Genomic DNA, 11992 nt, shown 5'->3' with positions numbered 1-11992 from the left:
ATCAGACCACAGGTCATCGCTCCCGCTAACGATCAATCTGTGTGGCTGCCTGCGTTTGCGTCAATTCGTGCAAGCGTTGCATGTGCGGACAGTGGAGATGCAGCGTCCGCTGACACATTCCCCGATGAAACAACGCCAACCATCCCTCGTAGTTGCCGTGCCCCGGCGCCAGTCCCGTAAAGACAAAACCGATATCGGCGAGCCGGCTCAGATCCACGGCAAAGTGCCTGGACAGTCTGAGCTTTATCGACACCAGCCAATGCGCTGGCAACTCTCGCAACTGCCTGATCAAGCCCGGATCGATCTTTTTCACGAGCATGTCGTAACGGTTCGCCTGCTTTTCCAGTTGAACCGGTACGCCGCTCCAGCGAGGCGTTTGATCATGGACACCGAACACGTTGCTGAGGTGGAGCATGAATGCCGCGCAACGGGTGGGCCAGCGTTGGCTCGGCAACGGTTGTTGATAGCCTGGAATGACCCGGCAACCAATGACAATCGATTCCGGCGTGCTGGCGCCGAACGGCGAGGGTACGTAGTCCGGCAGCAGCCCGGTGTTATGAAAGCCAAGGCTGGCGGCCATCCGCTGCGTGTAGGGGTGATGGGTGACTTGCTTGATCGTGACATTGCGACACCCCAACGCCTGCGCATGAGTCAGTAACTGCTCGCCCAGACGCGTGGCGATTTGTTGGCCACGGGTTTGCGGGTGGACGACGCTCAGCGCCAGTTCGGCGCTGTGCGAGGCGGTTTCGCGAAACAGTGTGGCGTGGCCGAGGATCTGTTCATCGACTTCGGCAACCAGCGAATGCCATCGATGATCCGCGTGGTTCTGGCTAATCATGTGCGGCAGGTACACATGCGGTTGCACATAGTGATCACCGTAGACCTGCCTGAACAGTTGGCTGACCGCCGTTGCGTCGGAATTGCGGTAGTTGCGTAAAATCAGTGTTTCCATCACGTAAGCCCCGCAGCAGGGGGCGAGTACACGCGCCGATCGAGTATGCGCAAGCATTTTCCGGAGCGCGGATGACGTTGCAGGTCTTCGGATGTGCAACGCTGAATGCGCAGTTCCAGCAATTGGTCAGCCTGCAGTTTTTTGATCAGCGGATAGCACTCGACCAAGCGCGATTCAAGTTGCCGGCAAGCGTTCTCATCGGACGGCGGCGGGGTGGTCGGTTGCCACTTCAGGCTCAATACATCCTTGTGCGCTGTCTGTTCGATCATCAGTTGCCAGTCGTCACTGCCAACGGTGTGCTGGACGATGGCGCCGATTTCGCTCGGAATCAGCGAAAGCAGGCCCACGCGCACCCGTTGGCTGCTGGCGCTGCGTCCTTTTAGGGCAAATTTACGCCGGGCGGTGCCGGCGGGCTCACGCCAGCAGGCGCGATCGCCGACCGGGTAGCGAACCAGCGGCATCAAGGTTCGATTCAGGTTTGTGAGCACTAACAGTCCCGGCTGATCACAGTCATCAATCACCGCTCCGGACACCTCGTCAATGATCTCGATAATGGCGTGCTCGTCCTGCATTCGATGCTCGCCGTCATCACAGTCCAGTGTACTGGCGCCGATAAAACCGGCATCGACGCTGGCGTAGCCAATGGAGGTGATGCGGGCGTTGGGGAAAACTTGGCCGAGTACCTGCCGCTGCGAAGCAAATAAGCTTTCGCCGCCGTAAAGGATTGTCTCGACGCCCTGCAGAATCTGCCCATGACGGCTCAGCCAGGCGGCAAATGCCAACAAGTGCGCAGGCACTCCCGCCAGAACATTGATCCGATGCTGAACGATCGCTTCGGCCAATACACTGGAATCGACGTCGCCGGTGAAAGGGAATTCGGTAATCGACGTTTCGACATGCGCGAGCGCGTCATGAATAAACAGAAAGCTGGCATACAAGTCGCCGGCGAAAAACAGATTGGCCACGCGATCGTCGGGCTTGAATTGCGTTGTCAGGCTATGACGTCAGTCTCTGACGAGCGCGTGCCATTCCCTGCGGCTGTAAACGGACAACTTGCCTGCGCTGGTCGAGCCGCCTGTTTTGAACACCAGCGCCTGACTCGGTGAACCTGTCAGCACAGGCCAACGATCAAGGTCATGACTTTGATCCCAGTAGTCGACTGGATCGGTCAGTGGCAGTTGGGCCAAAGCCGTGATCGGTTGATTAACAGGGCCCAGCGTTTCTGTGTAAAAACCCGAGTGTTGACGAGCGTAGGTGATCAGCTCGTTGAGTTGATGAATAGTTTTCACGGTGTTTTCTCTTGTAATAAGTCGGCTGTTAACGCCGTGAGTCGATGAATATCGGCGTCTTGCCGCTGTGTTTGTGGCGAGTGAAGTGTTCGACGGAACAGGCTTCAACTTCGAGCACCACCAATCCGCTCTGCACGACGGTCGCGAGCGTCAAATAGCTGGCCAGGCGGGTCAGGGCCTCCTCTGATGAGAGTTCCGAGCGCAGGCGCATGCGTTCGACGCCGTCGGGTGCGTGGTCAAGCAACAGTTGGAAAGGGCTTTGCAGGCGCTCGGCCAGTTCGCTCAGGGAAATGAAATCGGTGCCGATACGAATCAGTTTTCCGTGGCGTTGCAACAGTTCGAAACGCGGCGAGAGCAGCCCGCAAGCACAATGCCCGGGCACCCAGCGACCACTGTCGCCGATGTCATAACGCTCGACGAACTGGCCCTCCCGGGCGGTTGAGGTAAAGATCAGTCGGCCGACGCCATCACCGCTCACCGCGACGTCGTCATCGAACCCGATAATTTCCAGGTGCTGGATATCGCTTAGCAGATGGAACACGCCATCGCCGGTCGCCTGGCATGCGTGGCCGAGCGGGCCCGCGTCAACGCTGCCATAGATGGCCGAACGGATGTGGGAAACGCCGCAACTTTGCAGCAGATCGCGACTTTGCTCACTGACGTGCTCACCTCCGAGAAAGACTTTTTCGATGTTGCCGTACGCTTGCAGTCGCTCTTTCTCTTTAAGGAACAAGCGGTGCAGGGTGCTCGGCATGCCAATCAGCACGTTGACGCGTTGATCGACGATCAGTTGCGCGATTTCAGCGTATTCATCATCAGCGGGGGCCCCCATCGGCAGGTGGCTAACGTCGAGCAGCTCAAGTACTTTGGCGAAGCTGAAGAACCCCCCGTACAACCCCCCACTGAAGAACAGATTCATGACCCGGTCACGGCGCGGATCCAGACCAGCCGCAAATAGTCCATCGGCCGTTGCCCGCATCTGCCGCTCGAAGTCGCGGTAGCTGAAACCCGCCAACGCCGGCAGGCCGCTGCTGCCGCCGGAGCGAAAATACAGTTGCGCTGCCGGATTGATGGGGTGCGAGACGAAGGCGTCTTTACTCATGATCGGCTGACCGTTGCGGACGGGCGCCAGTGGCAGTGGGTCAAGGGTTGCATGGGTCGGCAGTGTGGTTGCGGACAGGCTGACCGACACTCGACGGCTAAGCCGTTGCAGCGCATAGACGCCGTCGTGGGGTTCACCGTCATAGCCGTCGTGAATGGCATTGACCGGCGCCAGACGGGTGACGCCGGCGCTGATCAGCGTTTGCGTCAGCTCACTGATTTGGCTGTCCTCGCACACCAGCGCGCAGCTTTGCAGGACGTTTCGCCAATTCAGCAAGGTTTCACTGATTCGCGCGCGAGGCACCGGGAAGAGCAGCAAGCTGCGAAACAACGGTGAGGGGCTCAATTGGCGGGTATGCGCCCAAATCACACGCCAGCCCGATCCGCTCCAGACGTGCCCCATCTGCCCGGCAAAACTCTGCGCCAAGCGGGTCATCTGCGTTTGGGTGGTGATTTGCGAGGCTTCTTGCAGCGTGGGTTGCAACGCTGGCCATTGCCCGGCGCGACGTTCAAAGGCCTCGGCCACTTTGTCAGCGATGTCGCGCAGTGCCGAAGGGTCATCGCTGTCCACCAGCAGCCATTGCGGGCTGGAGCACGCCTGCTGATCCAGACGACAGACCTCATCGACCACGGCATCCAGCGCCTGCGCTGATGCCGCCTCCGGTGTCATGTAAACGAAGCTGATGCGATGTCCCCAATCGATCCAGCGACAACCGGGCGGCAGCTGTTGGCGGATGGCCCGCAACGCGGACTCTCCACCCCAGGCGGCGACGCCGTTGGCCTTTTTGCACAGCTGACCGATGTGCGCAGTGGCCACCGGTAATACGGCGATGTAGCCGGCGAGTTGTCCGCTGGCATCGCATTGCACCAGCGCTTGAAGCAGACGCGCGGTCAATCCTTGATCGCTGCTGCTGGGGCGCAGCCAATTGACGTTGCCGGCCAGCAAACCTTCAAGCACCGCGCAGAATGCCAGCAACGGCGCGTTGCCCGGCGTGATGTGCACGACCAGTCCCAATGCGCGCCAGCTTTCGAAAGGTGGCTGACGGTAATCAATACGCCGCAGTGAGGTTGGTTGATCGCCGAGTTCGCGCGCAAGTTTGTGGCGTAAAGCATCGTCCTGGCAGAAGTTGATCAACGCTTGGCATTGCTCGGCGTCGAGCGCGAGTGTGCTGCCGTCGCGCAATTGTTCGGCGAACCGGATTGCTGCGCTGATCACCGTTTCTGCGCGCAAGGGCATGCTCAAGCGCTGTGGCAGATCCGCATAAAGAGTGTGCAGTGCGTCATCGAGGCTACGTTGGGGATTCAGCTGTCCATTAATCAAAAACATGTCAGTGATCCCCCAGCAGTTCGGCGGCGGCCATGGCGCAACTGCGTCCGGCACTGGTGCCGGCGCGGCCATGCAGTTCAAACCAGTCACTTTCCAGGCCGCAGTTGCAGCTTTCGCCGGGGTGTAACGTGGCCAGGTCACTCATCACTACCGCATGCGCAGGACTCGACGAGATGTAGGGCGAGACGAATCCCAACAAGCCTTGCCTGCCATAGGGCAACACGCGAAAGTCACCGGGATCGCGTATGTAGACGCGTGAATACACCGGCACATGAAAGTGATGCTCAGCGCATTCGACGTAAGGCACTGCGTGCTCGACGGCTCCATAACCATCGCGACAATTCGACGGCTCAATCCCCAGTTGCCGGTGGATTTGCGCATATAACTGCGCTTTTGGGATTTTCTGCGCGGCCTGGGTTTTCCAGCCACCCCCGAAAAACACCAGCGAATTCGGCGGTAACTGTAAATCCGCTACACCGGTCGCCTGCATTCGCTGCAGGGCCTGCCAGAGAAATGCGGGAAAGCCGAATATCCTCACCGGCACGCCTTCTTCAGCGAAGGATTGCAGAGCAGCGATCACACCAAATACATCGAACTGATGACCGTCGCCCGTATTGCGAAGGGCGTAGATCACGCGATTTTTTGGCGCAAAACGGCAGAGAAACTGATCGGTGTAAGCGGTCCCCAAGGTAATGCGATCTTTTGGCTCGTAGCTCAGAAGCAGGTAGTTGCATGGGGTTTCGGGAGTGTTCCAGCCGTAATGATCGAATATTCGTTCGACCATGAACTGGGCGCCAGCCATGCTGCGTGTGTCATAGCGCATACGGCTTTGTTCGCCGCTGGTGCCCGAGGACGTCAGTTCCAGTGCGTGCTCACCGGTGCTGCTGAGCAGCAGGTGACGCTTGAAAAAACTGGCGAAGATCGGCGGCAATGTTGACCAGTCGTCCAGGCTGTCGAGGTCATGCACATTTATTCCATGACTGTTCAGCCAGTGCTCGTAACCGGGGGTGTGCCGGCAATGAAAACGACTGGTCTCGGCCATGGCTTGATCGAACAGTCCTGCGGGGGCCGAGGTCCGACAATAGGGCTGCGGCAACGCGCACAGCGCGTCGCTATAGGGCAGATGAGTCATCAATAATCCTTTATTGAGGTGGAGGTGGCGCGGTTTTCGCGCCTTGTAAAAAACCGTGGAGAAAAGGCAAACACAGCAGGCCGCCGAAGGCTGACCAGAGTGCGAAGAATTCAACGCGTGAGCCACCGCCGCCAGCAGCAATCAGCGAGCCGCCGATGCCCATCACGGTGATCGAAATCATGCCGATCATGGCGGACACCAGCCCCTTGCTGTCATCACTGGCAAACAGTGCCATTCGATACAAAGCGGCATTGCTCATGCCCAACCCGATGGCGTACAGCGCCAGGCTGGCAATCACCGGGGTGATGGTTGTGCCAATCACTGCGCACACGCCCAGAGCCAGCAATCCAAGACTGAAAGGCCAGAGTGCCAGGCCTATCAGTTCGGGTATCGAGTGCGTCAGTAATAAACGATCAAGCATCAGGTTGCCGACGATAACTGCTGAGAAAATCGGGATTTGCCAAAGGCCATATTCAACCGAAGTCAGGCCCAGCAGCTGGATCAGTAACAAGGGGGCAAGGCCAATCCAGGCAATCAACGGCAGGCTCATCAGGCCTAGCGCCAGACTTGCAGCGAGGAACCTGCGATTGGCCAGCAGGGCCAGATAGCGCTGGCGGGTCTGTCGCCAAGAGAAGGCCACCGGGCGTAGCGCCTGTCCGTCACGGCGCACAATGCCCACGGTTTCGGGCATGCAGATAAATAGCCCGACCCAGACCACGCCAGCCGCCACCGCGAGTCCCAGAAACAGCTCGCGCCAGTTCACCCATTCCAGCAGCAGGCTGCCCAGCAGCGGCCCGAGTAAGGGCGACAACAGCGCCACATTGCCGAGTAATGCCATCAGGCGCACGGCGTCCGCCTCGCAGAAAACTTCCTGAAGGGCCGGATAACTGACGGCCACCACAAACCCCAAACCCATGCCCTGCAGCACGCGCAGCAGATTGAACATTTCGATGCTGTCGGTTATGAAGGCAACCGCGCAGGAAATAGCAAACAGTGCGCAACCCAGCAGCAGCATCGGTCGCCGCCCGCATTGATCCGACAATGGCCCGATCAGCCATTGCAGGCAGACACCGCCAATCAGGTACAGATTGAAGGCGTTTGGCACGTGACGCACATCGGCATCCAGCTCCGTCACTACCGTCAGCATGGCCGGCATGATCATGTCGCTGGCCATGTAGGTCAGCAATTCAAACGCCATTATGGCCAGACAAAATCCGATGGCCTGTCGACGGTGGATCCTGATAAGTGTCCTCTGCATAAACATCCTTGTTTGCGAGTCGAAAAAGATTCTCAAATCCTAGGCGCGCGCCATCCGGTGGCCTAACGGTTTGCTGCGACATTAGATTTCAAATGCTTGCGGCTTGTTTAAGCGCTGGACTGGCGGATCGGCGCACACAAAAATGCCCGCTTGAATGCGGGCATTGTGTGCAGTGGATCGGCTGGGTGATTTCCCTGTCGCGGTCATTCAGAGAAGCGCGGGCAGGGCGAACAATCCTGTTCTAGCGATGTTGATAATAACCAGGGCCACCCTGGTAGTAACGATGGTGATCGTCGTGCCAGCCGCCGTGGGGGAAGATGATGCAGCCACTCAGGGTCAGCAGGGCAAGAACGGGAATCAGCCAGGTGATTCGACGCAGCATTTCAAAAATCCTCATGGTTACGCCGTCATGAAGCCAAAACTCTTCATCGGCTGTAACATGAGACCCCGATTGCAGCGGCGCATCCCCGTGAAACGGTAAGCGCATGGCATGCAAACAGATACAAACCGGATACATTTCAAAGTTTCAGGAAACCGCAATGACCCATAAGCAACGTTTGATTTATTCGATTCTGATTGCCGTGTCGGTACTGGCGATCATGCTCGGCCTGTCCTGGGCGCAAAACGCCGGGATGATCACTGAAAAGATGTTTCAGTACATTGCCATCGCCGTGGCGGTGATCGTGGTGATTATCAACGCCGTGATGCGCCGCAAGGTCAAATCCTGACGGCGATCGCTGTACGGGTTACTCGTTGAGGACGGCCGCAGCTTGTGGATGCAGGCTGTAACTCTTGTCGGCGTTGAAGGTGATGACACCTTCGGCGCACAAGCGTTTAAGGACTTCGCGGACGCTGAGAAATGACAGCGGAATGTCCAGATCCAGCAATTGGCTGTGGACGCCGCGAACGCCCAGACGACGTTTGCTTTGTGCCGCGACCAGCAGGGCGTCGATAACTTTCAGGCGGATCAGACTGGTGCGCAGACCAAAACTTTTCAGTAGCAGGCGGATCCGTTCGTTGCCGTGACGGTCGGCACGCTGCCCGAAATCGCTCGCCAGGGAGCTCATGGAAGCCCCTTGTGGCGCCTGGCTACCGTCCGATGGTAGTTGCGAGTTGTACATGCGATTACTCCTTTGCAGGGCCAGATCGGGAAAGGTTTTTGTGCTCTCTCTAAACAAGACGAATCAGCACGAGAAATCATGAAAGAAAAAATGTAGAAATTTTGTCGGAAATTCGTCTTTTCTCCGTAATTACGGCTTCAGATCGCTGTTCGGCGGCCTAAATTTTTTTTCTCGGCTTCGTTACTTGCAAAGGCTCATTGCGCGTGGACGCGTGGGTGTTTTCAGAGCGCAGGCGTGCCCGTCCTTTCAGGCCAGGCACGCCTGCGCTCTTCGGCATTTCGATCAGGAGCGAGCGTGATTATTTCCAGGCAGTTATTTGGACTGACCCTTGCCGGTATGGCTTTCGGGCTAAGTTTTTCCGCCCATGCACTCAGTCCCGCCACTGAGGCCAGCGCCGATATTCGGCGTACCGCTTTTGGCGTGCCGCACATTCGCGCTGACAACGAACGCGGTTTGGGTTTTGGCATCGGCTACGTCTACGCGCAAGACAACCTCTGTCTGCTGGCCAACGAGATCGTCACGGTCAACGGTCAGCGCTCACGCTATTTCGGCCCGGATCAGTTCACTGTGGAAGAGCGCGAAAATCGCGTCAGCGATGTGTTTTTCAATTGGCTGAACACGCCTGAAGCGGTCAATGGTTTTTGGCAGGCACAGACTTCCCAAGTGCAGGATCTGGTCGAAGGTTACGCCGCCGGCTACAACAAATATCTTGCCGAACGTCGCCAGCAAGGCCTGACGCAGCAATGCCAAGGCGAATGGGTGCGCGACATTGCCGCTGAAGATTTGGTCAAGTTGACGCGGCGTCTGCTGGTTGAAGGTGGCGTTGGTCAATTCGCCGAAGCACTGGCGGGTGCGACACCGCCACAGGCCACTGCCCGGATCGAGCACGATCATCACGCTTATCAAATGGCCGGCGTGCGCCAGCAACGTTTCGCCCTGGATCGCGGCAGCAACGCGGTGGCCGTTGGCAGCGAACGTTCATTTAATGGTCGCGGCATGTTGCTGGCCAACCCGCATTTTCCTTGGGTCGGCGGCATGCGTTTCTATCAGATGCACCTGACCATCCCCGGCAAACTCGACGTTATGGGGGCTGCGCTGCCGGGCCTGCCAATGATCAACATCGGTTTCAACCAGCACTTGGCGTGGACGCACACGGTTGACTCGTCGAAACACTTCACGCTCTACCGCCTGCCACTCGATCCGAAAGATCCGACGCACTACATGCTTGATGGCAAATCACTGCCAATGAGCAAGCAGACCGTAACGGTGCAGGTCAAGCAGGCGGACGGCCAGGTCGTGCCGGTATCGCGAGACATTTACAGCTCGCAGTTCGGCCCGGTGGTGCAGTGGCCGGGCAAGCTCGATTGGGATAATCAATACGCGTACAGTTTGCGCGACGCCAACCTTGAGAACGATCGCGTACTCAAACAGTGGTACGCAATGAATCAGGCTGCCAGCCTCAAGGATTTGCAGGATTCGGTGCACAAAATTCAAGGCATTCCCTGGGTTAATACCCTGGCCGTGGATGACAAGGGACAGACGCTATACATGAACCTGTCGGTGGTGCCCAACGTCAGTGCCGATAAACTGGCCAAATGCAGCGATCCACGCATTGGTTTGCAGATGATCATTCTGGACGGCTCGAACAGCGCTTGCGCCTGGGACATTGATCCGGCAGCCGCGCAGAAAGGTATTTTTGCCTCCAGCCAGCTGCCGCAATTACTGCGCAAGGATTTCGTACAGCATTCCAATGATTCCGCCTGGCTGGCGAATCCGGCGCAACCCTTGACCGGGTTCTCGCCGCTGATCAGTCAGGAGGGTCAACCGTTGGGGCTGCGCTCGCGCTTCGCCCTGAATCGTCTCGCCAGCCTGAGCAAAAACGCTACCCTGGCGGTGAAGGATCTCCAGCACATGGTGATGGACGATCAAGTGTATTTGGCGGATCAGGTTGTGCCGGATCTGCTGAAATTCTGCGCCAATGAAACAGGTACTGACGCTGCTGCGCTGAAACCGCTGTGTGCCAGCCTGAAAGTGTGGGACGGCCGGGCCAATCTGGATTCGGGTCTGGGCCTGGTGCACTTCCAGAGCATCATGCAAGCCTTGCAAGAATCTCCGGATATCTGGCGGGTGGCGTTCGATCCAAAGGATGCGCAAAACACGCCACGTGGTCTGGCTATTGAGCAGCCAGCGGTGGCCAAAGCGCTTCGCGAGGCCATGTTGGCGTCGGTCGCATTAAGCGCAAAAATGGGCCTCAAGTCTGACGCTCGCTGGGGTGATATTCAGGTGGTCAGCAGTGGCGGGCAACAGACGCCGATTCATGGCGGGCCGGGTACTTTGGGGATCTATAACGCGATTCAGAGCGTGCCGCGTGAGGACGGCAAACTGGAAGTGGTCAGCGGCACCAGCTACCTGCAAGTGGTCACGTTCGATGAAAAGGGCCCGCACGCGCAAGGACTGTTGGCGTTCTCGTTGTCCAGTGATCCGGCATCGAAGTATTCGCGGGATCAGACTGAAGCGTTCTCGAAGAAACAATGGAGCGTCCTGCCGTTTACCGAACAGCAGATTCAGACGGATCCGCAGTATCAGGTACAGACCATCCGCGAAGCACTGGATAAGACTGGAAAAGTGGCAACGCAGTAAAAACGGCTATTGCGACTTTAAAAATGGAGGCCGCATCCCGCAAGGGGCGCGGCCTTCAGCTTTTTGGCGGTTGTTGTGGCAGCGAGTTGATCACCGGGTCGCCATCCTTGTTACGCGACAGATAAACCGGCAGCACTTTGGGCAGAGTGCTTGGCAGATTGTGCATCTCTTTGATGTTGTAAATGCCCCCCACGCGAATCGCACCGGTCGCGTTATCGTTGAGCATCAACGGTTTGTCCAGATATCGATTGATCAGCGGCAGTGCGTCGTTGAGCGACAGATTGTCGAGTACCAGTTTGCCGCTGCGCCAGGCCAAAGCGCTGTCATTGGGGTAGGTCTGGCTGATCTGCGGCATGTAATCACCATGCTTGTAGCGAGCCTGCATCGACGGCCCGAGACGCAAACCATCACCCGACAATGCAGTGTTGCTGGTCACCAGCACTGAACCTTCAATCAGGTTGACCCGCACTTGGTCTTCATACATCCAGACGTTGAAACGTGTGCCCGTTACACGAATCCTGCCTTCGCCTGCACGCACGACAAACGGGTGGCTCATGTCATGGCTGACGGTGAAGAACGCTTCACCTTTTTCCAGGGTGACGCGGCGCTCGTCCTTGTAATTACTGAAGGTCAGCTCGGTGTTCAGATTCAGTTCGAGCTGGCTGCCATCACCCAGCGTGACCTGACGTACGTTGTCGGTGGCGGCGAAATGCTGATAGCTGTTGGGCAACCAGCCAAGGTTCCAGCCAGCGACTGCAGCCAGCGGTAATGCGACGGCGCAAACACCAGCGGCTACCGCGTAGTGTCGCCACGAGCGTGCCGGCGAGCGGCTGATCGGCACGACAACGTCAACTTCGGGGCGCGGCAGATGTTCGGCAACGTCCCAGATTTCCAGCATCGCTTCATATTCGAACGCATGCAGCGGGTGAGCATCGAGCCATTGTTCGAACGCGCGTCGCTCTTCGTCCGTGCAATCAGCCGCGTGCACACGCATGCACCAATGCGCGGCGGCATCGGTGATCGCATCGTATTCGGCTTCCGAGAGGGTGTCTTGGGTCATTGACTCGTCCTGATTTCGCACATTCTAACCTTGACGATCAGTTGCCGAGAACATCCGTCATGGCAATTACCCATCAAAGTGGAACTTATTTTTCCCTGGGGCGCCCAAAAAA

General features: G+C 57.8%; 9 protein-coding genes and 1 pseudogene. 2 read left to right on the top strand and 8 right to left on the bottom strand.

What is annotated here, in order from left to right; genetic code table 11:
- Positions 1 to 25 precede the first annotated feature (25 nt).
- The 6 genes and pseudogenes from ACP3TY_RS12535 to ACP3TY_RS12510 all read right to left on the bottom strand — a co-directional run bounded on the left by ACP3TY_RS12535 (position 26) and on the right by ACP3TY_RS12510 (position 7441).
- Positions 26 to 952, bottom strand: a complete 927-nt coding sequence (locus tag ACP3TY_RS12535; RefSeq protein WP_426620152.1) for a GNAT family N-acetyltransferase — start codon at positions 950 to 952, stop codon at positions 26 to 28.
- A pseudogene (locus tag ACP3TY_RS12530) lies at positions 952 to 2241 on the bottom strand (phenylacetate--CoA ligase family protein). Before ACP3TY_RS12530 ends, ACP3TY_RS12535 begins: the two are co-directional and overlap by 1 nt.
- 28 nt (positions 2242 to 2269) lie before the next feature.
- Entirely contained in the window at positions 2270 to 4669 is a 2400-nt protein-coding gene (locus tag ACP3TY_RS12525) for an aldehyde dehydrogenase family protein (RefSeq protein ID WP_426620151.1), read from the bottom strand.
- A gap of 1 nt (position 4670) precedes the next feature.
- Complete coding sequence (locus tag ACP3TY_RS12520; RefSeq protein ID WP_426620149.1) at positions 4671 to 5801, bottom strand: acyl-protein synthase; 1131 nt, start codon at positions 5799 to 5801, stop codon at positions 4671 to 4673.
- A 10-nt stretch (positions 5802 to 5811) separates the two neighbouring features.
- A complete protein-coding gene (locus ACP3TY_RS12515) occupies positions 5812 to 7059 on the bottom strand; it encodes an MFS transporter (protein WP_426620148.1) in 1248 nt (415 codons plus the stop codon).
- A 241-nt stretch (positions 7060 to 7300) separates the two neighbouring features.
- On the bottom strand, positions 7301 to 7441 hold the full coding sequence (locus ACP3TY_RS12510) for a hypothetical protein (protein ID WP_007918111.1): 141 nt from the start codon (positions 7439 to 7441) through the stop codon (positions 7301 to 7303).
- A 157-nt stretch (positions 7442 to 7598) separates the two neighbouring features.
- Between ACP3TY_RS12510 and ACP3TY_RS12505 the strand changes: the two genes are divergently transcribed.
- Positions 7599 to 7787 carry a hypothetical protein gene (locus ACP3TY_RS12505; protein WP_053120542.1) on the top strand — a complete coding sequence of 63 codons (189 nt, stop codon included), beginning with the start codon at positions 7599 to 7601 and terminating at the stop codon, positions 7785 to 7787.
- A gap of 18 nt (positions 7788 to 7805) precedes the next feature.
- Here the strand turns inward: ACP3TY_RS12505 and ACP3TY_RS12500 are convergent, their stop codons facing one another.
- Entirely contained in the window at positions 7806 to 8180 is a 375-nt protein-coding gene (locus tag ACP3TY_RS12500) for a fe2+ zn2+ uptake regulation protein (protein WP_426620147.1), read from the bottom strand.
- Positions 8181 to 8474: 294 nt separating this feature from the next.
- Here ACP3TY_RS12500 and ACP3TY_RS12495 point away from each other — a divergent pair, with 294 nt between their 5' ends.
- Positions 8475 to 10820, top strand: a complete 2346-nt coding sequence (locus ACP3TY_RS12495; RefSeq protein ID WP_426620146.1) for an acylase — start codon at positions 8475 to 8477, stop codon at positions 10818 to 10820.
- Positions 10821 to 10875: 55 nt separating this feature from the next.
- On the opposite strand, the gene ACP3TY_RS12490 is transcribed toward ACP3TY_RS12495, so the two are convergent.
- The gene (locus ACP3TY_RS12490; RefSeq protein WP_426620144.1) at positions 10876 to 11880 is read right to left on the bottom strand and encodes a FecR family protein; all 1005 of its coding nucleotides are present in this window, start codon (positions 11878 to 11880) and stop codon (positions 10876 to 10878) included.
- Between the last annotated feature and the right edge of the window lie 112 nt (positions 11881 to 11992).

Origin of the sequence: Pseudomonas rustica (assembly GCF_049959085.1) — a bacterium.
GTDB classification, from domain to species: domain Bacteria; phylum Pseudomonadota; class Gammaproteobacteria; order Pseudomonadales; family Pseudomonadaceae; genus Aquipseudomonas; species Aquipseudomonas rustica.
The sequence above is the reverse complement of the archived record's forward strand: the minus strand, read 5'-3'. Positions and strand labels throughout refer to the sequence as shown.